This is a genomic window from Bacteroidia bacterium, from assembly GCA_016218155.1.
Classification (GTDB): domain Bacteria; phylum Bacteroidota; class Bacteroidia; order Bacteroidales; family GWA2-32-17; genus GWA2-32-17.
On sequence record JACREQ010000079.1, the window covers coordinates 42917 to 66935 of the forward strand.

The following is a 24019-nucleotide window of genomic DNA, read 5'->3' on the forward strand; positions in this document are numbered from 1 at the left end:
TAGCAACAAAATACAAATAACAAGTAACACGAAGAAAATGAAAGTTGCAGAAATTCTAAGAAACACAAAAAAAACACTTATCTCTTTTGAAATATTACCTCCACTTAAGGGTGATAGCATTGAGGGAATTTATCGTACAATAGAACCATTGCTTGAATTTAAGCCTCCTTATCTTAATGTAACATATCACCGTGAAGAAGTAGTTTATAAAAAACATGAATCCGGTTTATTGGAACGTAGAATAGTTCGTAAACGTCCTGGTACTGTTGCTATCTCAGCAGCGCTTCATTATAAATATGGAATAGAAGTAGTTCCACATATTATCTGTGGTGGTTTTTCGCGCGAGGAGACTGAAAATGCTTTACTTGAACTACATTTTCTAGGAATCAGAAATGTGTTAATTGTTAGGGGTGATCCTGATAAATCTACTAAAACATTTGTACCAGAGGAAAATGGAAATAATTATGCGATTGATTTAGTTAAACAGGTAATGGATTTAAATCAGGGCAAATATCTTGACGATGATTTAATGAATAGTACAAAAACTTGCTTTTCTGTTGGTGTAGCTGGTTATCCCGAAAAACATCCCGAAGCACCAAATATGAGAAGCGATTTAGCTTATTTAAAAGAAAAGATAGATGCTGGTGCTGAGTATGTTGTTACACAATTATTTTACGACAATCAGAAATTTTTTAATTTTGTTGATGAGTGTCGCAAAGCCGGAATAACAGTACCAATTGTACCTGGATTAAAACCGATATCTGTTTTAAGTCACTTAAATATTCTGCCAAAAACATTTTACATAGAAATTCCAGAGGCACTTGAAAAAGAAGCTAAAAAATGTAAAACAAATGATGAAATTAAACAAGTTGGAATTGAGTGGGCTATAATGCAGTCAAAGGAATTAGTCGCTGCTGGAGTTCCTGTAGTGCACTATTATACAATGGGAAAATCTGACAATACCAGAAAAATTGTTGAAGCAGTTTTTTAAATAACCCAATTTTTATAGTGTTTTTGCAATAATGAATAATAAATATTTAACAATGTTCACCGGTAATTGAATTTACAGTAAAACAATAATTCTTTCAACCAAAAAACACAAAGCCAAAAACCACTGCGATACCTAAAAATAATCCCGCTAATATTTGTAATGGGGTGTGTGCATTTAATCTTAATCTTGCTGTTGAAACTATTCCGGCAATTAATATGCTGCCAATAATATAATATTGTAAATTAGTTTCCATTCTAATAGATAGAGCAATTAAGGCACCAATAATTCCACCAAGTCCCATCATGTGATAACTTATTTTCCACCATATTGTTATTAATAATGCAAATGATGCCATTGCCACTATTGATGTAATAAATCCTGTTATAACTGTTGGTATTGGCAATTTGTTAAGCATATAATATCCAAGAAAATAAAAAACAAGAGTGAAAACAGCCGGCATAATTCTTTCGCTACGACTGTCCATATTTATATTCTTAATTACTCTTCTGTAGATAAATAATGGCAATGATAGTAGTGGTAAAACACAAGTACAGAATCCAAGAATTATATATAAAAAACTTTTTGCATCATCATTCATTGTTTCTAAATATGTGCCTGAATGAAAAAACAGGAATAGCCCCACAGTTGGCATTAGCAAAGGATGAAAAATATACGAGATAATTATTGCTGTGATTTTTTCAGCTTTTGTTATTTCCTCTGTCATTTTATAAAATCTAAAGCTCTTTTCTTAGTCTGCCAACCGGAATATTAAGTTGTTCTCTGTATTTAGCAATTGTACGACGGGCAATCGGATAACCACGCTGTAGAAGAACTTCAGCAAGTTCTTCATCTGTTAATGGGTTGTGTTTATCTTCTTTTTCTATTTCGTCTTGTAAAATTTTCTTAATTTCGCGAGTAGAAACTTCTTCGCCTGCATCGTTTTGCATTGATTCAGAGAAAAAGAATTTTAACGAAAATATTCCAAACTGAGTTTGTACATATTTACTATTTGCAACTCTTGAAATTGTGCTGATATCCAAGCCGGTGACGTCGGCAATATCTTTAAGTATCATCGGTTTCATCATAGTTTCGTCGCCTTCTCTGAAAAAATCCTGCTGATAACTTACTATTGCGTTCATTGTTATTAACAACGTGTTTTGTCTTTGCTCTAATGCATCAATAAACCATTTTGCCGAATCAACTTTCTGACGTGCAAAATTAATTGCTTCTTTATCGCGTTTGCCTTTTTTGTTTTTGTTTGCCTGAAAAGTCTGAATCATATTTAAGTAAGTCTGGCTTACTCTAAGCTCTGGAGCATTACGGGAGTTGAGCGAAACATATAGTTTTCCGTCACTATTGTCAACTACAAAGTCTGGTGTTATTTGGTGAAGACTCTTGTTTTGCGGATCTGAAAAAGAATTTCCGGGACGTGGGCTTAAATGAATAATTTCATCAACAGCATTTTTTAATTGGTCTTCGGTTATTGATAATTTCTTTAAAATTTTATCAAAATGTTTTTTTGTAAACTCTTCAAAACAATCATTAAGAATGGAGATGGCATTTCTGATTGCTGGGTTGCGATGATCTTTTCTGGTTATCTGTAACAACAGACATTCTTGAAGTGATCTTGCTGCAACCCCGGGTGGATCAAGTTGCTGAACAATTTCAAGAATCTCTAATAATTCATTTTCTGTAGTAGTTTCGTTTTGTAAAAAAGCTAAATCATCAACAATTGCAGAAATTTCGCGACGTAAGTAACCGTCCTCATCTAAATTTCCAATTAAGTATTCTGCAAGTTTTGTCTGTTGAGGTGTTAAAAATCTTAGCCCGATCTGCGATGTTAAACTTTCATGAAATGTAGAGCCAGTAGAGTAAATGAATTCTTTTCTGTCATCGTCTTTAGAGTAATTGTTTACATTTAAATTGTAATAAGGAGTGTCGTCGTCTTCATCTTCAATGTAATCTTCCAAAGAAAATTCTTCATCTTTTTTGGGCTCATCTATTTCTTCTTCAAAATCTTCATCTATATTTTCTTCATCCAGACTTAAATCATCATCTACATTGTCAATTTCTTCTTCTGCTTCACCTTCTTCAAGAGCAGGATTTTCTTCCATCTCTTTTTTAATACGTTGCTCAAGTTCCATTGTAGGAATTTCGAGTAGCTTTATAAGCTGTATCTGTTGTGGCGAAAGCTTTTGCAAAAGCTTTTGCTGAAGTCTTTGATCTAACATATTGCTTTGTTTTCCTTATAAAGACGTAAACGAAAAGATTATTTTAAAGTTTCAAAGATGTTTTAAAACTCAGCATTTTTAGGTGTTCTGGGGAAAGGAATTACATCGCGAATATTTGCCATTCCCGTAACAAATAATATTAATCTTTCAAAACCTAATCCAAAACCACTATGAGGAGCTGTTCCAAATTTTCGGGTTTCTAAATACCACCACATATCTTTTGATGGGATATGAAGCTCGTTTATTCTTGTTTCGAGTTTTTCTAAATTTTCTTCACGCTGCGAGCCACCAATTATTTCTCCAATTTTTGGAAACAAAACATCCATTGCTCTTACTGTTTTTCCATCGGGATTTTGTTTCATGTAAAATGCCTTGATTTCTTTTGGATAATCAATTAAAATAACAGGCTTCTTAAAATGTTTTTCTACTAAATAGCGTTCATGTTCTGATTGTAAATCGGTACCCCAGGAAACCGGGAATTCAAATTTTTCTCCAGATTTCATAAGAATTTCAACAGCCTCTGTATAAGTTAACCTCTTAAAGTCATTGTTAACAACAAATTCCAGACGGGAAATTAATTCTTTGTCATACATTTCGTTTAAGAAATTCAAATCATCTTTGCAATTTTCTAAAGCATAACGAACAAGATATTGAACAAAATCCTGAGCCAGTGTCATGTTATCTTCAAGGTCATAAAATGCCATTTCGGGTTCAATCATCCAGAATTCTGCAAGATGGCGTGGAGTATTGGAGTTTTCAGCTCTAAATGTTGGGCCAAAAGTATATACCTCTGAAAGAGCCATTGCTCCGAGTTCACCCTCAAGTTGACCTGAAACTGTAAGATTTGTTTCTTTGCCGAAAAAGTCCTGTGAAAAATCTATGTTTCCTTCCGGAGTTTTCGGTAAATTATGCGGATCAAGTGTTGATACTCTGAACATTTGACCAGCGCCTTCGGCATCAGAACCTGTAATTATAGGAGTATGGATATAATAAAATCCTTTGTCGTTAAAATATTTGTGAATTGCAAATGCCATGTTATGACGAATTCTTAAAACAGCTCCAAAAGTATTTGTGCGTGGTCTTAAATGTGCAATGCTTCTTAAAAATTCCAGAGTGTGACCTTTCTTTTGTAAAGGATAAGTTTCTGGATCACATGTTCCGTAAACCTGAATCTCTTTTGCCTGCATTTCAACAGGTTGTCCTTGTCCTTGGGATTGAACCAATATTCCTTTTACTCTTATACAAGCTCCTGTAGTAATATTTTTTAATGCCTCTTCTCCAAATACAGGTATGTCAACAACAACTTGCATGCTATGAATTATAGAACCATCATTAATTGCAATAAAACTCACGTTTTTATTTCCTCTTCTGGTTCTAACCCAACCTTCTACAACAACTTCTTTTCCAAAATCTTTGGATAGTAATAACTCTTTAATTTTAATGCGTTTCATATTATTATTTTTGAACTACAAACCTAATATGATTTTTACTGCTCTCCAAACATTTCAAAAGATCAGGAATAAAATTTATCAAAAATTGAAGTTTAGTTAAATTATAGACCAATAAAATGTTTATTCTTGTCCCGTTTAAATTTTAAAATTGCACTTAATATGACAATACATGTTGTTAGGAGACTTAGTTGTTTTGTTAAAAAGTTTAATGTTGTATTTTAGAATTTCAAATTGTAGTTTTATACCATTATTATTCATTTTAAAAGTCAAAAAAGACAGTAATGATTATTTCTCTTTTTTGATATATAATTTTTGCATATCTTGTGCATTTATTTTTAAAATGTGAGTATTAAATTAACTTGAAAAAATAATCATATGAGAACCAAGCGTTTATTTTTATCTTTTACATTATTATTAGCTGCAGGTGTTGCTTTTACTTTTTTAACATCAATGTCAAATAATGCTGATGTAATATTGAAAAGCAAGAATTCAATTAAGAACTTCTTAAAGAATCACAGCACAATCAGTGAGATCTTTTTTGATATTGAAGCCCCTAAAGATGGTAATGGAAAAGTTAATACAACTTCTGGACATAAAGTTAAAAAAAGTCCTGCTACTCAAATGAATTGGACAGAAATGGGTCCAAGTAATGTTGGTGGAAGAACCAGAGCTGTTGTGATTGATAAAGACAATCAGAACCTTATTATTGCTGGTTCTGTTGGTGGAGGAATCTGGAAATCTACTACAGGTGGGCTTTCATGGGTTAAAATTGCAGGAAATGATTTATTGGATAATATGATTATCAGCTCTATGTGTCAGGCTTCAAACGGAGATATTTACGCAGGAACAGGTGAATATTTTAATTTAAATAATAAATTAGGATTTAGAGGTCAGGGAATTTGGAAATCTACAGATCATGGAGAAACATGGACACATTTAACTTCAACTTGGAATTCATCAGATGATTCGAAGAATATTTTTTATTACGTAAGTAAAATTGCAATTCACCCAACAAATACAAATAAAATATATGCAGCAACAGCAAAAGGTTTAATGCTTTCTACAGATGGTGGAACTACATGGGCAAATACAATTGCCGGAGATGCAAATGCAGATTCAGTTTGTACCGATGTTCAGGTAAGTAAAGATGGTTTGGTTGTTATAGCAGCATTAGCACGTAAAGCTTATGTTTGCAATACTGGCGACGATTCCTTTAAAAACATCTCAGATAAAGTAACTCCTGTGGACTCTATTCCAACTGATGTTAGACGTATTGAGTTTGCTATCGCTCCTTCAAATTCTAATTATATATATTGTTTAGCAGCTGATAACGCAGGAGCATTGAAAAATGTATACCAGTCAACAGATAAGGGGAATACATTTACAAAAATGTTGGCTAGTATAAATTCTCAATTTTTACCATTTGGCGAAGATAAATATGGACGTTATAATAATGTTATAGCTGTTTTTCCAGATGATCCCGAACATTTATTATTAGGTGGATATGACTTATTTGAATATACAACAGCAAATCCTTGGCAACAGGTTTCTACTGGTTTGCTTAATTTCACTAATCAAAAATATGTTCATTCAGGAATACATACAATAGTGTTTGCTCCTAATTATTCTGCAACTAATAAAGTAATTTATTTAGGAACAGATGGTGGTGTATTTAGTTCTGCAGATGCTGCACTTACATGGAGCCAAAAGAATAAAAATTATAATACTACAATTTTTAATTCAGTAAGTTATTCTATCAATGGTATGGTTATAGGCGGTACTCAAAATAATGGAACTGAAATAATACCACTTACCGGAACTCATGTAACTGATGCATTTAAAATATATGGTGGTAATGGAGGCCATTGTGAGTTTTCACAGTTAAATCCTTACATGATTTTTGCTACAACAAGCTTTGGAAAATTAATAAGATCAAATGATGGTGGTGGTACATTTGAAACAGATAATACTAAGCTTATAAGTAAAAATATTACTGATGCAAATACTAATATAGGAACCTCAACCCATCCTTTTGTAACTCCAATCAGATTGTGGGAAACGTTTTATGATCCAGGCAGTTGGCTGTATTGGTTAGCTAAGGCTCCTGAAACACTTTATCTTGGCGATACTCTTAGTATTTTTTCTCAGTGTGGAAGGGAATTAAAACATATTATTAATTTGACCGATTTAAATGGTAGGGATTCATTAAGAAAATCAGATACTGTGGTTGTTCAAGATACCTATCAGTCAGTTTTAGCTATTGGATATAGTGGTAATAATGCAACAAGCCCAAATGGGTCAATTTGGATTACTCGCTTCAGCCTTCTTCAATCAATGTCGCCTCCAATTTGGTATAGAATTTCAAAATTAACTACAGTAAAAGAAATTCAAAATATTGAATTTTCTAAGGATGGAGATCATTTATTTTTCTCAGATTATAATGCAACAACTGGTGTAAGTAAAATTTATCGTTGTTCTAATATTAATTCTGCAAAAGATAGTGCAACTTGTGCATCAAATTCATCGCAGCAAGTTATTACTACAACTGAAATCGGTAATTTTGACCATAAAATTACAGGTATTGCAATTGATCCTCAGAATGCAAATAATGTTGTACTTACTTTAGGTGGCTATACAAGTACAGATTATATTTATTATTCATTTAATGCAGCAACTACAACATCATCAGTAACTGCAGATAATTTTGCCTCAAGGCAAAGTTCTTCTTTACCGGCAATGCCGATTTATAGCGCAATTGTAAACTGGAATAATTCGCTTGTAGTAATAATCGGAACAGAATCCGGAGTTTATACTACAGATGATATTACAGTTGCAAGTCCAACTTGGGAAAAACAAACAGCTTTTCCAAATGTTCCTGTAATCCAGTTACGTCAGCAAATTCATCCAAACGGATGGTATGTACTTCCAGTTGTTGATGGTGGTTTTAATTCAAACATTGAAAACCATGGTGTTATTTATGCAGCAACAGCAGGTCGTGGGATATATCGTTGCGAAGATTTTAGAGGTCCGGTTAGTGTGCCAGAAATTGTTGAAAATAAATCAAATTCTTTGCAAATTGTTGTATATCCTAATCCTGTAAAAGATCAGGCAAGCGTTTCTTTTAACCTAAACAAAAGAAGTGATGTTATTTTTAAAATATATGATTTGTCCGGAAATGTTGTAAAAACAATTTCAAGTAAAAATCAGGATGCCGGTAATCACAGTTTAGAATTTGATACATATGGATTATCAGCAGGTACATATATTGCATCTATGGAATCAAACGGCACAAAGAGTACCACTAAATTTGTAGTTTATTAATTTCTCATAGCTTACATTAAAAGCCCTGTCGAGAGACAGGGTTTTTTTATTTATAAAGGTGATAAAGGTTTTTTGTGTTTAAACTTATAATCATTAATTTTGACTTTTAATAATTAGTGTTAATTGACTTAATTTTATTGAATATGACAAAGATAAAAGTTGCAATCAACGGATTTGGAAGGATTGGAAGAAACGTTTTTAAAATTGCATTAAAACGTTCAGATATAGAAATTGTAGGAATCAACGACCTTACAGATACGCAAACTCTGGCTCATTTATTAAAATATGATTCTACTCAGGGAAAGTTTGAAGGAACAGTTGCTTTTGATAATGAGAATCTTATTGTTAATGGAGTTAAAATAAAAGTAACCGCAGAAAGAAGTCCGGCAAGTATTAAATGGAGTAACACCCCTGATGTGGTAATCGAGTCTACTGGTAAATTTGTTAGCAAAGAAAGCGAAAAAGGAGGTTATGGTGACCATTTAAAAACTGGGGCAAAAAAAGTTATACTTACAGTACCATCAAAAGATACAATTGACAGAATGATTGTAATGGGCGTAAACGATAACGATTTACTGTCTACTGATCAATGTGTGTCAAATGCAAGTTGTACAACAAACTGTCTTGCTCCTGTTGTAAAAGTTTTAAATGATGCATTTGGTGTTGAAACCGGCTTTATGACAACCATTCATGCATATACTAACGATCAGATGATACTTGACTCACCACATAAAGATTTAAGAAGAGCAAGGTCATGTGCAGTTTCTCAGATTCCTACAACCACAGGTGCTGCAAAAGCAGTAGGCAAAGTAATTCCTGAATTAAAAGGTAAACTAGATGGGTTGGCTATTCGCGTACCAACCCCAACAGGTTCATTAGTAGATTTTGTTGTAAATTTAAAAACAGAAGCCACAAAAGAGCAGATTAATGCTGCTATGAAAAAAGCTGCAGATGGTCCGATGAAAGGAATTTTAGAATATACCGAAGATCCTATTGTTTCAGTTGATATAATTCATAACCCGCATTCAAGTATTTTTGATGCTTTAAGTACTATGGTAATTGGTAAAACAGTTAAAGTACTTTCATGGTATGATAATGAATGGGGATATTCAAACAGAGTAGTAGATTTAATTCCTCTACTATTTAAATAAAATATTAAACCGGCAAATGCCGGTTTTTTATTATAAAAAAAAACAAAAGTGAATTTGTTAGAAAGTCATACTGATTTCGAATTTGAAAATTCTGCTATTGAAACATTTTGTTATCAAGCCCAGAATAATCTTGTGTATAAGCAATATTTAAAATTATTGCACATTGTTCCTGATAAAATTAAAACTATTAATGAGATTCCATTTTTACCTGTTTCATTTTTTAAAACTCACAAGATAACAACTTCAGAATTTTCAGAAATTATATTTACAAGTAGTGGTACTACAGGTGATGAGGTGTCAAAACATTATGTAAAGGAGTTGTCCTTATATAAGAATAGTTTTAAAAAATGTTTTGATTTGTTTTATCAGAATCCCACAGACTACTGTATTTTAGCACTTTTGCCTTCATATCTTGAAAGAGAAGGTTCTTCATTAGTTTATATGGTTAATGAACTAATAAAATTAAGCAATAATAAAGATTCCGGTTTTTTTCTTGATAACTTTTCTGACTTAAATAACATTATAAAAAAGTATTTAGATTCAACACAAAAGGTTCTTTTATTGGGAGTAAGTTTTGCATTATTGGACTTAGTAGAAAAGTTTCCGCAACAATTGTCATATAATTTTATTGTGATGGAAACGGGTGGAATGAAAGGACGAAAGAAAGAGATTACACGAAGGGAATTACACGAGAAATTAAGTGCTGGATTTGGAGTTAGTAATATTCATAGTGAGTATGGTATGACCGAGTTATTATCTCAGGCATATTCAAAAGGAAATGGCAAATATAATTGCCCACCGTGGATGAAGGTATTAATTCGAGACACTTCTGATCCGTTTCAATTAATAGAAAATGGAAAAACCGGTGGAATAAATATTATTGATCTTGCAAACAGATATTCTTGCTCATTTATTGAAACACAGGATCTGGGGAAATGTTATAATGATGGAAGTTTTGAGGTGCTAGGAAGATTTGATTACAGCCAGGTAAGGGGTTGTAATTTACTCTTGGGATAATGTTATGGCAATTCGCCAAGATCTTTTATAAACAACCCACATTTATTTTTATATAATTCTTTTCCTTGTGGTAAACCATAAAGTGCAGCTTTTTTTACATCCATACACGAACCTTTTGTGAATGCGAATCTTGCTTTTGCAATACCCCTGTTATAATATGCTTCAGCAAGAGTGGAATCAATTTTAATAGCCTTGTTATAATCGCTAATTGCATCAGGATAAAGTCCCATGTACGCATATTGTACCCCTCTGTTTACATATAATGGTGCATTTTCAGGATTTGTGTGTATCTGCTGTGAGTATTGGAAAATATTTTCTTTTATTCTAATTCTGTCTGCATCAGTTAAAGTCCTGTTAAAATATATTTCAAGATTCAAAGGTTTTTTTTCCTGTGAAAATAATGCTTGAAAAAATAAGCAAATAAACAGTGAAAAAACAAACAACAGTTTCATTATTTACCGCATGTTTTGCAATAAAGTTCTTTTACCTTAGTGTTTTCTAAAGCCTGAATAGTTAATTTATCTTTCTTAAAAAGTTTGCAGTACCTGTCCTTATCCAGTTCTTTTGCTTTATTCATTGCAAGTACAAATCTTGGGGAACCGAATTTATAAGGTAAATGACTGCAAATTGAAATATAAGAGAAAATTAATTCATCAAAAGGATTATTGCTAATTATATAAGGCTCTAATAGTTTTGCTGCAAATTCGTAGTCTTTCTGGCTTACAAAAATGTATGCAAGTTTAAGAGAATTTTGCCAGTTTGCTTCTGTAAGTTTTGATATTGCACGAATAGTGTCCAAACTAGCTAATAATAGTGGAGGTGGCTCGTCAAGTGTGTCTAAATACTGAATAACTTTAAACTGGTATTCCATATTTAGTAAATCAACAGTTTTCTTTTTTAATCCGGTTGAGTATAATCCACTAATTTCTTTTTGAAAGTCAACAATACTCTTGTCGCCGGTTAATTCCTGATGTAAGATTCTGCAATAATACCAGTTATATGTAATGTAGAAATTTTCTGGTGCCATATTATGAAGGTTTGTGATTTTATCGCAATACTCTTCACTTATTTCCTCGTTGTTAATATATTTCTCTAACCATAGCTTATTCATTAATAAACCTGATAACCATAGTTTATTTAACAATAAACCTGCAAATTCTGGTGTTTCGGGAATCTCTTGTCCAGTAACGGCTTCAGCGGTATATTCTTTTTTCGGAACTTTTCTGAAAATAAATTTTTGTATAGAAAGTGCACGGGTTAAATTATTTTCTTTAAGGCTTTTATTAAATCTGCTTAACACAAAAGCCTGTTCCTTTTTACCTGCAATATCATAGGTGATATTCATGGTTAGCTTGCCATAACGATGTTTTTGTAAGATTGGCTCAAGTTTTTTAATGAGATTGTTTTTTCTGATATAATCCTGAGCTTCAGGAACTGTCATGGTTGCCATATTTGAGAATTCGGTTCCCTGCACATCCCGTTTAAAATCTTCCATGTTATCGCCCATTGTTATATTAGAAACAACTTTATCTTTTTGTCTCGATTTTAGAGCGTCAACAATACTTTCTGCACGATTTTTCTGAAGAACCTTATTTGATTCATCATTGCCTTCAATTGAAGAGTAGGCTTGAATGGCAAGATCTTTAATAATAAAATCAGGTTCTTTAAGCTTTTTAATAAGAGGTTCGATATCTTCGGGTTTGTAGGTGGATTTATTTCTTTCAAACGGTATAACAAATTCCAGTGTTGAGTTTTCGGCAGTTGGAATATAATCAGATTCCCCAATAACTACAGTGTCTGCAAGCAGTTCTATAACATTTGAATATTCAACGCCGGCATCTTCGTTAAATGAAGGAGAAATAGTTTTACAAACTTTTTTTCCAATAACAACGAGTAAGTTTAATTCATATTCGCCTGTAAGGTCTTTTGGTAGAGGTCCAATAAGAACTTCAACTTTTTTCTTTTTTTCTTTAGGATCTGTTACGAGGTTCTTCTTTTCAAATTTGGAAGCCTTGTACCTTTTTACCATTACACCTTTGTTTACAAGGCTGTTATTTATTATGTTTTCACCTTCGCAAGGATATTGTGCACGTTGTATAACATCGATAACCAACCCGTCAGTTGGGTCTTTTAATAGTTTCTTAAGTGCCTTGTAATCGTCATATTTAAAATAAAGATTATTATCTTTAATGTAAATTGCTTTTTGTAAATCTTCTATATTTCTAAATTTATCACAACGTTTACAAATTTTATCATCGAATTTTTTAAGACCGTATTTTTTAGTTGTAAATGGGGTTGCAAGCTCATCTCTACGGGTACTTCCGGCATTAAATGAACTGTAATTTCCAAACACAACAGAAACGTAAACTTTTTTATGATCAGCATCAAGGGCAGAGCCAATTCCAAAAAACATATAAGTTGGATCATTTAAAACAACTATCCCTTTTTTATCTGATAGCCATTTAAACATAATGTCATCAACAACTTTGCCGTATGTATATAGTTCATTTCCTTTTTTGATGGGCATTTTAACAACTAGTTCATTTCCGTTATTCGATCCACCATAAAATGCTATTCTTTTTCCTGTTGTACTTTTTTTTCCGCCTTGTTCGTATGTGGCATTATTTGTTTCGGCCATGAAAGTTGCCTGATCGTCAGCAGCACTTTTTAGTAAAGTTTCAAAAGTTAATGTATCTGATTTTTGTTTTAAGCGGTATTTATTAATAGCATTCTTAATAAGGTCGTTTAATAAGTCTGCATTATAATCCTCAGAATCTAAAATTCTTGAATAATTTGATGTGTCCGAGGATAAATTTCCCGTTTGAGCTTTTGATATATTATATGATAAACAGCCTGTTATCGTTAAAAATAAAATTAATAATTGTAATTTCATGTGGTTAGGTTAAATTATTAAATGTCCAAATTACTAATTTTTATACTATTTAAAATTGTTTTATAAAGCTATTTACAAGTACTTTATTAACATAATCCATGTAGTTTATTTTTAAGTTTATATTTGTTGAATCCCCTATATTTGTTGATAAATTTCTAAATTAATAATGAGATTTTGGAAGAGTCTGTACTTAAAATTACATTTACAAAAAGATTGAAAACAATATTATATGTTAATTGCAAAAGAACTTAAAAAGACGAATATTTCTGAATATTTGATATATATGTTTCAGCTTGAGGATTTAATAAGAAGCAATGATTGTGATTTTGAAAAACTAGAGAGAACTCTGATTTCACAATTCAAGCAATCTGAGCAGGAAATGTATGAGATTCGTAAATGGTATCAGGCGCTTTGCCGTATGATGAACGAAGAGAGATTGCAAAAAAGTGGTCACTTGCAATTTGTAGCAAATCAGGTAAAAGAATTAACAGATTTTCATTATCGATTGTTAGAATTAACCGACGATAATAACTATAAGGAACTATTTAATACTGCAGGTCAGGATATAGAACATTTTAGACAAAAGCTTCCTACAAAACCCGATTCAGATATTGAAGTTTGCCTTTATGCATTGTATTCTTTATTGTTAATGCGACTTAAGAAAGTTAGCTTAAATGTTGAAACTTTAGAGGCAATGACTAATTTTAGTAATCTTATGGCATATTTGTCTAAAAAATATAAAGAGTACGAAAAAGGAGAATTGGAGATTTAAAAAAAATAGAGTGTCTAAAGCATTGCCTTCCTTCGACTCCGCTCAGGATGACGGCAGTCTGGTGCTTAGAGCTATTGAAAAATGGTTACAAATTTTCTAAAAGTATTTCAAAGTTCATTGTATCTACTGGTGAAATGTTGATATTATAATCATCATCTTGAATATCTTCTTTCCCTATATTTAGTAAATATTCTGTTATTTCATCGTTGGAAGTTTCGGCTATAGCATTGTTTATTATTTGTTGAATTATTTCGTCGTCGCTTAATTGATTTTTATTTACAGAACTAATGTTTTCTTTAATGTTAATATTTATAATTGGCAAGTTGTTATGAACTGAGTATATAGTATCTTTTTTAGATTGTTTTACAAATGATTTGATTTCATTATGCTTGAAGTTATTTGAAAGATGTTTATTATTATCCCTTATACTAAAAATATAAAGAGTCACAATCAATAAGCATGCAGCCGCTAATGAGGAAGAAATATAAATTATTCTTTTTAAACTTGTTTTTGAATGTGAAGATAATGTTTCCGGCATACTCTCATTTTCATTGAAAGCCATAAGCTCATCTTTAAAATGATTTACATAATCTGAAACAACTTTTTGTTTAAGCTTATATTCTTTTTCAGATGAAACCGAAAGAATATTTTTCTTTTCGTCTGGTGTTAAGTCATCCCAGGGTTTTGTGAAATCATTTAATTCTGACTTATTGCTTTGTGTGTTCATAAATCATAGTGTGTTTGAACGTTGTTAACTTTTTAGCGAGTGCTTCAATTGCATAAAAAATTCTTGATTTTACTGTTCCTTCAGGACATTCAAGAATTTCTGCAATTTCTTTTACCGAAAGCTCTTCCTGATACCTTAGAATAAAAACTATTCTTTTTGATTCTTCAAGTTCTTCAAGTGCTATATCTAATTTTTTTTTATAATAAGGCAGATCAATATCGTCCAATAAGTTTTTATTATTCGAGATATATTCATCGGGAAGTAATTGCTCATTATATTTATTTACTGTTTTTTCTTTTCGTAACTCATTCTTAAACATGTTTAAAGCTATAGTGTATACCCAGGTGGAGAATATGTGCGAATTGTTAAATAATGTGCGTTTTTCAATTAGCTTAATAAAAAGATCATGAGTAAAATCTTTAGCCTTTTCTTTGTCTTTATTTAATATTCTGAAAAAGAAAAATTGTAATTTGTTATTATACCTTTTATATAATTCTTCAAATGCTTTATTATTTTGTTTACAAACAAGTTTCATCAATTCTTCATCGGAATATGATTTAAAATTGTTTGTTTTTAAAAATGACATTCTTTATTACTTTTTAGGTAATTGAAATTATTTCCATTTTTTGTATGTGCAAATATTTCTAAAACCTGTGACTGTACTAATAGTTGAATCAATTAATTGGTATTCCGGGTAATATAATAAGTATGGACTAGGTTTAATGTTATAATATTTTCCCGAAAAATATTTTTCAATGGTAAAGATTGAATCTTTAGGTGCGTTGTTATTCATTTTAATAATCCCATATTTAACAAGTGTCCATTCCATAACCCTGTCTGAACGCCATTTTGAATATTGCTTTGCTTGGTTTATAGATACTCCCATAACAGGTGAGTCTTGAAATTTTGGATGTCTAAAGTAATTGTCACCTAAAACAGAGTTAATATTATTTGATTTATTTAATAGAGTTGTGTCAGGAACTACAGAAATATATTCTTGAGAATTTCCACCATATATTCTATTTATCCAATATAAAAATTCTCTATAACTTACATTACTTATATTGTTTTTATCTAAATATACATTTTCAGTAATTTGTTCTGTACCCGGTGGATTGCCAAGTTTTTCAATACTAATTTCTGAGGTAAGCTTTGTAGTAGAACAAGAAATAAGAAAACTTACAAGAATTAACAATACATAATTTTTCATATTGTTTATTATATAATTTAAAAAGTTAAATTTATTGGTTCGTCCGGTATTTTGCTTTTATCTGTACCTTCAATTACTTCAAAAGTAAAGTCATCCACCCAAAGCTTACCATTACCATTTAAAAATACCCCAAATGTAATCGGCTTTGATGTACTTGGAACATCTGCTATTATTTCATATTTTTTCCAATCATTTGTTCCTTTAATCTTTTTACTTAATGTGTTTCTATTGTTAGATTTTAAACAATATAGTATTAAATGTGCTTCGTTTTCAACGTTTTCTGATTTAACATAGGCAGTTATCTTTATTTTAGTATTGCGGTAATTGCGGCTTTTTATAGTTTGTGTAATAAAGCCTAACGAAGTTTCTTTTATCTGAGATGATTCTATTAGTAAAACATTCCCATTTTTTATAGAATCTTTGACAATTGATATATTATGACTTTTATTCTTGTTATAAAAATTCCATCGATATGATACTTCATGATTTTCTTGAGAAGGAATTTCAAAACTAAGATTCTGTGGTAAAACAGGTGTTTGTTTATATGTTTTTCCAGTTAATGCTATTGAAGAATCTACAACTTCAAATTTAATTTCATCTATCCATCCCGTTCCTTTGCCTGATATTAAAAAACCAAACAATATTTTATCAGTATATAATGGAATGTCTGTAACTGATTCATATTTTTTCCAATTATTGGTTCCTTTAATTTGTCTATCAGCCATGTTGTCAAAACTAATTGTTCTGCCATCATCATCGTCAGTTCTGAGCCAAAGCCCTGCCCACTCTTCAATATTTGAGGTTTTAACAAGAGCACTGAACTTAACCCTTTTTCCTAAATATTTTGTTGCATTAAAACTTTGAGCAATAGTTCCAAAGTCCATTTCTTTATATACTTCAGCAGTTGATTTTAAGAAAGCAACTTTTTTATTTAATAAAGAGTCTTTTTCAGTTCCAGCAATATATTCTTTTGAATTACCTGCTAATTTCCACCCTTCTGGCAACTTATTTAATGTATCTTGAGAATAAGCTAAAATAAAAAAGCAATTAAAAAGAAAAGTAATTATAATAGTTTTCATTTGGTAATTTTTCTATTAATACACTTAAGTGCGAAAAACGTTCATATAAAAGTAGTAAAATATAATATAGTTAATAAAATCTCATATCTAAATCTGTATATTAATAACTATTAAACTATTTTTGTCATCCGGAACTACGTTTCTTATAACTGTTGTTATAAAATTATTAATTAAAATAATTACACGTAAATGGAAAACCGGAATATCGATCTTATTCTTAAAGACGGTACAAAAATCACAGGAAAAAGTTTTGGGTTTAAAGGGTCAGCTTCTGGCGAAGTTGTATTTAATACTGCTATGACTGGTTATCCCGAAAGTCTTACAGATCCCTCGTATAAAGGACAAATATTAGTACTTACTTATCCTTTAATTGGAAATTATGGTGTGCCTGATTATAAATCGGAAAATGGAATACTTAATTTTTTTGAGTCGGAAAAAATTCATATTTCAGGATTAGTAATTGCTGATTACTCTTGGGAAAACAGTCACTGGAATTCGCAAAAATCTTTATCAGAATGGCTGATTGAACATAAAATTCCTGGGATTTATGGTGTTGATACGCGAGCCATAACAAAGCACCTAAGAGAACTTGGTTCGATGCAAGGGAAAATTATTTGGAATAATGAGGAGCTGGATTTTTGTGATCCTAATTCTGAGAATCTTGCAGAGCAGGTTAGCACAAAAGAAATTATTGAATATGGTAATGGAAAATACAGAATAGTATTAGTTGATTGTGGAGTAAAATTTAATATTATAAGAAGATTGTTAAAACGTGATACTACTGTTGTTCGTGTTCCATGGAATTATGATTTTACAAATGAAAAATACGATGGGCTTTTTATTTCTAATGGTCCGGGCGATCCAAAGAAGTGTGAAGTAACAATAAAACATATTGCAAAAGCATTTGCAAAAGATACTCCTATATTTGGTATTTGTTTAGGCAATCAGTTGATGAGTCTTGCATCAGGAGGTGATACCTATAAATTAAAATATGGTCATAGAAGTCATAACCAGCCAGTTTTACAAGTTGGCACTAATCGTTGTTATATAACTTCACAAAACCATGGATTTGCCACTGATGCAAATACTTTAGGAGAAGAATGGCAACAGTTATTTGTTAATGTAAATGATAATACAAACGAAGGAATTATTCACAAAACAAAACCTTTTTTCTCAACACAATTCCATCCCGAAGCAAGCAGTGGTCCAACAGATACGGATTTTTTGTTTGATAAATTTCTTGACCTTATAAAAAACAATTAAATAATTTGGAAATGTTTCAATTTGAAAATTAAAATTTAAGCTTATGCAGGGAAATAAAAAGAACATAATCGTTGAAATGTCTTTTCAGTTTGCGCTTGGAATAATTCAATTTTGTGAAGAGTTAGAAACAAATAAAAAGTTTATTATTTCGAGACAGCTACTTAAATCAGGAACTTCAATAGGAGCTAATATTAGAGAAGCACAGAATGCTGAAAGTAAAGCAGATTTTATTCATAAAATGAAAATTTCAGCAAAGGAAGTTGATGAAACTATTTATTGGCTTGAATTGTGCAAGTTTTCAAAAAGCTATCCGACTAATGAAGAATTGATTTTGCAAGTAAATAATATTCAAATGGTTTTGTCAAAAATAATAGGAACTGCAAAAAGAAATAAAGAATAAAAATAATTTGAATATTAATCAATTTGGTAAGGGAGTAATTTTAAAGAAAATTAAAGTGAGGGGGTTTCATTACCAAATTTATTCATTTTCAAATTACCAAATTAAAGATACATTATGGATAAAAAAACAGAAAAGGTATTAGTAATAGGTTCAGGAGCATTAAAAATTGGCGAAGCCGGGGAGTTTGATTATTCTGGTTCGCAGGCTTTAAAAGCATTAAAGGAAGAAGGAATTTTTACCATTCTTATTAATCCGAATATTGCTACTGTTCAGACGTCTGAAGGTATTGCAGATAAAATTTATTTTTTACCAGTAACTCCCGATTTTGTTGAGCAAGTTATTATTAAAGAAAAACCCGAAGGGATACTTCTTGCATTTGGAGGCCAAACTGCACTAAACTGTGGAGTAGAGTTATATAAATCAGGAATACTTGAAAAGTATAATGTTAAAGTTTTAGGAACTCCTGTACAGTCAATAATTGATACTGAAGATCGTGAGCTTTTTGTTAAAAAATTAGACCAGATTAATGTTGACACAATCAAAAGTCATGCTGTTACTACAATTGATGATGCGCTGAAAGCGGCTAAAGATTTGGGTTTTCCAATTATTGTAAGAGCAGCATTTGCACTTGGTGGACAAGGAAGTGGGTTTTGTAACAATGATGCAGAATTAATTACTTTAGGGAATAAAGCATTTTCGCATTCTAATCAAATTCTTGTTGAAAAATCACTTAAGGGCTGGAAAGAGATTGAATACGAAGTGGTACGCGATTGTTATGATAATTGCATAACAGTTTGCAATATGGAAAACTTCGATCCACTTGGAATTCATACCGGAGAAAGTATTGTGGTAGCACCCTCGCAAACCCTTACAAACAGCGAATACCATAAGCTACGAGAAATTGCAATCAGAATTGTAAGACATATAGGAATTGTTGGAGAATGCAACGTGCAATATGCACTTTGCCCTGATTCGGAAGAATACCGTGTAATTGAAGTAAATGCAAGGCTTTCACGCTCAAGTGCACTTGCTTCAAAAGCAACAGGGTATCCTCTTGCATTTGTTGCTGCTAAATTAGGATTAGGTTATGGTTTACACGAATTAAAGAATTCTGTAACAAAAACCACAACTGCATGCTTTGAGCCTGCTTTAGACTATATTGTTGTAAAAATTCCGCGTTGGGATTTGGGCAAATTCAAAGGAGTTTCTAAGGAATTGGGAAGCAGTATGAAAAGTGTGGGTGAAGTTATGGCAATTGGGAGAACCTTTGAAGAAGCAATACAGAAAGGGCTTCGAATGATAGGACAAGGGATGCATGGTTTTGTTGGAAACAAGGATATGGAATTTGAAGAGGTAGAACAAATTTCAAAAGAACTTGCAAACCCAACAGATATGAGAATCTTTGTTATTGCAATGGCTCTTCATAAAAATTATTCAGTAGAAGAGATTCACCAACATACCAGAATCGATAAGTGGTTTTTATATAAACTAAAAAATATTTATGATTTAAGAAATCAGATTTCAAGATATAACTCCATTGAAACACTTCCCTTAGAGATGCTTCATGATGCAAAGAAACTGGGCTATACCGATTTTCAGATTGCTAAAATATTGTATAGTAATTTAGACGACGCATCTGACAAATCATTGCATATAAGAAATTATAGAAAAATTGCAGGTATTGTACCTTATGTTAAACAAATTGACACACTGGCTGCAGAGTATCCTGCCCAAACAAATTATTTGTATTTAACTTATAACGGTTCTGAGCATGATATTAAATTTGAAAACGACAACCGTTCAGTTATTGTTTTAGGTTCTGGTGCCTACAGAATTGGTAGTAGTGTTGAGTTTGACTGGTGTAGCGTAAATTCATTGAACACTGTTAAGAAAAAAGGGTTGCGTTCTGTAATGATAAACTATAATCCTGAAACGGTAAGTACTGATTACGATATTTGCGACAGATTATATTTTGATGAGTTATCGTTTGAAAGAGTTATGGATATTATAGACAATGAAGTTCCTCAGGGAGTTATTGTATCAGTGGGTGGACAGATTCCAAATAATCTTGCAATGAGACTTTATCAGAATAATGTTAATATTCTTGGCACATCTCCGCTTTCTATTGATAATGCTGAAGATCGTCATCGTTTTTCTTCTACATTAGATGAGCTTGGAGTTGATCAGCCAAGATGGAAAGAACTTGTTACAATTGAAGATATTTTTAATTTTGTTGATGAGGTTGGTTTTCCTGTTTTGGTAAGACCTTCATATGTTCTTTCGGGTGCTGCAATGAATGTTGTTTCGAACAGAGACGAGCTAGAGCATTTCCTAAATCTGGCTACAAATGTTTCAAAAAAATATCCGGTGGTTGTTTCTGAATTTATAGAAAATGCAAAGGAAATAGAGTTTGATGCTGTAGCCAAAAATGGTGAAGTAATTATTTATGCAATTTCAGAACATATAGAGTTTGCCGGAGTTCATTCAGGAGATGCTACTATTGTTTTTCCTGCACAAAAATTATATGTAGAAACAATTCGTAGAATAAAAAAGATATCCAAACAAATTGCAGAAGCTTTGAAAATTTCAGGACCATTTAATATTCAATTTCTTGCTAAGGATAATGACATAAAGGTTATTGAATGTAATTTAAGAGCATCACGTAGTTTCCCTTTTGTTTCAAAAGTATTGAAAACAAATTTTATAGAAATAGCAACACATATTATGTTGGGCGAAGATATTGCAAAGCCTAACAAATCAGCATTTGATCTTGATTATGTAGGAGTAAAAGCACCTCAGTTTTCTTTCTCTCGTTTAGCTAAAGCTGACCCGATATTAGGGGTAGAGATGGCTTCAACAGGTGAGGTTGGATGTATTGGCGAAGATTATTACGAAGCGGTTTTAACAGCGATGCTATCTGTAGGATATAAAATTCCTAAAAAGAATATTTTACTTTCTACTGGTCCTTCGCGTTCAAAAACAGAAATGTTGAACTCTTGTAAAATGTTAATAGAAAGAGGGTATAACCTTTTTGCAACAAGAGGTACACAGCTGTTTTTAGAGGAAAATGGAGTTAAATCAACTATGCTTCATTGGCCGGACGAGAAAGCAGAACCTAATGTTGTAACAATGTTACGTGAAAAGAAACTTGATTTGGTTATTAACATTCCAAAGAATCTTTCAAGAGATGAATTAAATAATGATTATGAGATAAGAAGAAGCTCGGTTGATTATAATATACCTTTACTCACAAATGCAAGACTTGCAAGTGCTTTTATATATTCATTCTGTAAAAGAAATATAAAAGATTTAGCAATTAAATCTTGGGATGAATATGGTGAATAAGTAAGTCTGATTATTTTACTATAAACCTGAATAATAAAAACAATCCTCCCGAAAGCACTACAGTTACAGGAATTGTTATTACCCATGCAAGTAAAATATTTTTAATTGTACCACCTTGTAAATTTTTAACCCCACCTTCAGAAACCATTGTTCCTGCAATACCAGATGATAATACATGAGTTGTACTAACAGGTAAGCCTAAACCAGAAGAAATTCCGATTGTACCAGCTGCAATAATTCCGGCACTTGTGCCTTGTGCATAAGTAAGATTAGATTTGCCAATTTTTTCGCCAAGTGTAACAACGATTCTTTTCCATCCAATCATTGTTCCCAAACCTAGTGAAATGGAGATTAGTAATATCACCCACCATGGTGCGTATTCAGTATATGATGATAATTCATTTACGTTTTTCTTAAAGTGATTAGCCTCTTTTTCAGATAGGTTAATTTTTTCTGTGTTTTTTAGAGCTTCACTTTTAAAGAATTTATCGCTAAGTTTTCCAATAGCTAAAATATTTTTTCTTACTCCAAATCTTTCTGAGTATGGAATTTCTTCTGGACCTTGTGATTTATCTAATACAATTTTAGTCGCTGCAACTTTAGTTTTTAATTCGGCAAAAGTCGAATAGTCTGCAGCAGTTAGTTGTAATGTGTCAATTTTATTAATATAGTGACCAATCTGACCTAAGTTCCCATCAATATTTGTAGTGTTTTTTGATGAGTCCAGTGCAAAATAGCCAGGTAAAAATGCAATTAAAATGATCATAATTAGTCCAACTCCCTTTTGACCATCATTTGAACCGTGAGAAAAGCTAACGCTAGTGCTTGTTAATACCAAAACAAATCTAATCCAGAAAGGAGGTTTTTTTGTAGGGTCAGGTTGTTTAAAAAAACGTTTCTTTTTTATTATTTTCTTAAATACAAACATTAATATTAATGCTAATCCAAAACCAACAATTGGTGAAATAAGTAATGATAATCCGGCATCAGCTACTTTTTTCCAGTTTAACGCTACGCTACCATCAACAGAAATAAACATATAAGCTAACCCAACACCGAAAATTGATCCGATTAAAGTATGTGAGCTTGAACAAGGAATACCAAAATACCAGGTAGCAAGATTCCAAACAATTGCAGTTATTATTAGTGCGGCTATCATAGCAACACTGTGATAAATATTCTGATCAACGAGTGCATCCATGGGTAATAGATTAACAATACCCATTGCAACAGCAATTCCTCCAAAATAAACTCCGATAAAATTCCAGATTCCTGACCAGATTACAGCAACCTGAGGAGAAAGTGAACGAGTATAAATTACGGTAGCAACTGCATTTGCGGTATCATGAAAACCATTTATAAATTCAAACACACATGCTGCAAGTATAACAACTACAAGTAGTATCGATAAACCCAAACTTAATCCAAACATAATAATTTAAATTTCTAATAATCCCACAAGATAAGTTTAATGAATTAACGAATAATTGATATTAATATTAATTTAATGTTAAGTTTTGAATATTTTTAAACAGTTGAATAGTTAGATATTCATATATATTGTATATTGCAATCTAATAAACACCAAACAACTATGAGAAACATACCATTTATTGTTGTAGTTTTACTACTTTCTGCTTGCACATCATCCAATTTGGATATGGGAAAAGCAAAACAGTGTACAGATAAATTTTTGAATTCTTTGAAAATTAATAATTTTGAAGAAGCAGAAACATATTATACTGATGATGAGTTTTATTCAGAATCTACTCAAACCAGATCTGAAAAAATGGAAGAATTATCACAAAGCATTGGTAAGGTAATTTCTTACAGTTTAATTGATAGCTCAATTGTTGAGATTAGTGGAGAACCAACAAGAATTTCATTAACATATAAAGTTGAAAACGAAAAAATTAACTCGATGCAAACATTTGTTATTCAGAATGAAGCTGGAGAATATAAAATAATTAGCCAGGATGTAAAAGCAGGAGAATAGAAGAAAAGATTTATTAAGGGTTTTTTATAGCACAACAAATCTTTTTGTTAATTTTTCCTGTTTGTTAAATAAATTTACAATGTAAATTCCGGGTTTAATATTTAATTTAATTTCTGTATTTCCATAACCACCAGAATAAATAATATCTCCATAAACGTTAACAATGTTCAAG

At 31.5% G+C, this 24019-nt stretch carries 20 protein-coding genes; 9 read left to right on the top strand and 11 right to left on the bottom strand.

Annotated elements, in window-relative coordinates; translation table 11 throughout:
* Positions 1-37 precede the first annotated feature (37 nt).
* A complete protein-coding gene (gene metF, locus HY951_14595) occupies positions 38-991 on the top strand; it encodes a methylenetetrahydrofolate reductase [NAD(P)H] (GenBank protein ID MBI5541292.1) in 954 nt (317 codons plus the stop codon).
* A 94-nt stretch (positions 992-1085) separates the two neighbouring features.
* On the opposite strand, the gene HY951_14600 is transcribed toward metF, so the two are convergent.
* The 3 genes from HY951_14600 to asnS form a co-directional block, all read right to left on the bottom strand.
* Complete coding sequence (locus HY951_14600; GenBank protein ID MBI5541293.1) at positions 1086-1715, bottom strand: hypothetical protein; 630 nt, start codon at positions 1713-1715, stop codon at positions 1086-1088.
* A gap of 10 nt (positions 1716-1725) precedes the next feature.
* Complete coding sequence (gene rpoN, locus HY951_14605; GenBank protein MBI5541294.1) at positions 1726-3222, bottom strand: RNA polymerase factor sigma-54; 1497 nt, start codon at positions 3220-3222, stop codon at positions 1726-1728.
* 62 nt (positions 3223-3284) lie between these two features.
* A complete protein-coding gene (gene asnS / locus HY951_14610) occupies positions 3285-4673 on the bottom strand; it encodes an asparagine--tRNA ligase (protein MBI5541295.1) in 1389 nt (462 codons plus the stop codon).
* 375 nt (positions 4674-5048) lie between these two features.
* Between asnS and HY951_14615 the strand changes: the two genes are divergently transcribed.
* The 3 genes from HY951_14615 to HY951_14625 all read left to right on the top strand — a co-directional run bounded on the left by HY951_14615 (position 5049) and on the right by HY951_14625 (position 10162).
* Positions 5049-7994, top strand: a complete 2946-nt coding sequence (locus tag HY951_14615) for a T9SS type A sorting domain-containing protein (protein ID MBI5541296.1) — start codon at positions 5049-5051, stop codon at positions 7992-7994.
* A 152-nt stretch (positions 7995-8146) separates the two neighbouring features.
* Positions 8147-9145: a type I glyceraldehyde-3-phosphate dehydrogenase gene (gene gap / locus HY951_14620; protein ID MBI5541297.1), complete on the top strand. Its 999-nt coding sequence runs from the start codon at positions 8147-8149 to the stop codon at positions 9143-9145.
* 48 nt (positions 9146-9193) lie between these two features.
* The gene (locus HY951_14625) at positions 9194-10162 is read left to right on the top strand and encodes an acyl transferase (GenBank protein ID MBI5541298.1); all 969 of its coding nucleotides are present in this window, start codon (positions 9194-9196) and stop codon (positions 10160-10162) included.
* A gap of 2 nt (positions 10163-10164) precedes the next feature.
* Here HY951_14625 and HY951_14630 read toward each other — a convergent pair whose 3' ends face one another.
* Positions 10165-10614 carry a tetratricopeptide repeat protein gene (locus HY951_14630; GenBank protein ID MBI5541299.1) on the bottom strand — a complete coding sequence of 150 codons (450 nt, stop codon included), beginning with the start codon at positions 10612-10614 and terminating at the stop codon, positions 10165-10167.
* Complete coding sequence (locus HY951_14635; GenBank protein ID MBI5541300.1) at positions 10614-13055, bottom strand: hypothetical protein; 2442 nt, start codon at positions 13053-13055, stop codon at positions 10614-10616. Before HY951_14635 ends, HY951_14630 begins: the two co-directional genes overlap by 1 nt.
* A 229-nt stretch (positions 13056-13284) precedes the next feature.
* On the opposite strand from HY951_14635, the gene HY951_14640 reads away from it, so the two are divergent.
* On the top strand, positions 13285-13827 hold the full coding sequence (locus tag HY951_14640; GenBank protein ID MBI5541301.1) for a DUF4924 family protein: 543 nt from the start codon (positions 13285-13287) through the stop codon (positions 13825-13827).
* A gap of 85 nt (positions 13828-13912) precedes the next feature.
* On the opposite strand, the gene HY951_14645 is transcribed toward HY951_14640, so the two are convergent.
* The 4 genes from HY951_14645 to HY951_14660 are packed head-to-tail and all read right to left on the bottom strand — an operon-like array spanning position 13913 to position 16843.
* Positions 13913-14554, bottom strand: coding sequence for a hypothetical protein (locus HY951_14645; protein MBI5541302.1), 642 nt, complete (start codon positions 14552-14554; stop codon positions 13913-13915).
* Positions 14535-15140, bottom strand: a complete 606-nt coding sequence (locus tag HY951_14650; protein ID MBI5541303.1) for an RNA polymerase sigma factor — start codon at positions 15138-15140, stop codon at positions 14535-14537. The genes HY951_14645 and HY951_14650 overlap by 20 nt, the downstream gene beginning before the upstream one ends.
* Before the next feature lie 27 nt (positions 15141-15167).
* Positions 15168-15764 carry an SUMF1/EgtB/PvdO family nonheme iron enzyme gene (locus tag HY951_14655; GenBank protein MBI5541304.1) on the bottom strand — a complete coding sequence of 199 codons (597 nt, stop codon included), beginning with the start codon at positions 15762-15764 and terminating at the stop codon, positions 15168-15170.
* Between the two features lie 17 nt (positions 15765-15781).
* Positions 15782-16843, bottom strand: a complete 1062-nt coding sequence (locus tag HY951_14660; protein ID MBI5541305.1) for a hypothetical protein — start codon at positions 16841-16843, stop codon at positions 15782-15784.
* 189 nt (positions 16844-17032) lie between these two features.
* On the opposite strand from HY951_14660, the gene carA reads away from it, so the two are divergent.
* From carA to carB, 3 genes are all read left to right on the top strand, one after another.
* Positions 17033-18106, top strand: coding sequence for a glutamine-hydrolyzing carbamoyl-phosphate synthase small subunit (gene carA, locus HY951_14665; protein ID MBI5541306.1), 1074 nt, complete (start codon positions 17033-17035; stop codon positions 18104-18106).
* A 43-nt stretch (positions 18107-18149) separates the two neighbouring features.
* Positions 18150-18506, top strand: coding sequence for a four helix bundle protein (locus HY951_14670; protein MBI5541307.1), 357 nt, complete (start codon positions 18150-18152; stop codon positions 18504-18506).
* Positions 18507-18620: 114 nt separating this feature from the next.
* Positions 18621-21851, top strand: a complete 3231-nt coding sequence (gene carB / locus HY951_14675) for a carbamoyl-phosphate synthase (glutamine-hydrolyzing) large subunit (protein MBI5541308.1) — start codon at positions 18621-18623, stop codon at positions 21849-21851.
* Positions 21852-21861: 10 nt separating this feature from the next.
* Here the strand turns inward: carB and HY951_14680 are convergent, their stop codons facing one another.
* Positions 21862-23283: an inorganic phosphate transporter gene (locus HY951_14680; GenBank protein ID MBI5541309.1), complete on the bottom strand. Its 1422-nt coding sequence runs from the start codon at positions 23281-23283 to the stop codon at positions 21862-21864.
* Between the two features lie 162 nt (positions 23284-23445).
* Here HY951_14680 and HY951_14685 point away from each other — a divergent pair, with 162 nt between their 5' ends.
* On the top strand, positions 23446-23847 hold the full coding sequence (locus tag HY951_14685) for a hypothetical protein (GenBank protein ID MBI5541310.1): 402 nt from the start codon (positions 23446-23448) through the stop codon (positions 23845-23847).
* A gap of 24 nt (positions 23848-23871) precedes the next feature.
* Here HY951_14685 and HY951_14690 read toward each other — a convergent pair.
* Positions 23872-24019: T9SS type A sorting domain-containing protein (locus HY951_14690; protein ID MBI5541311.1), on the bottom strand; the 148-nt coding region annotated here is incomplete at its 5' end.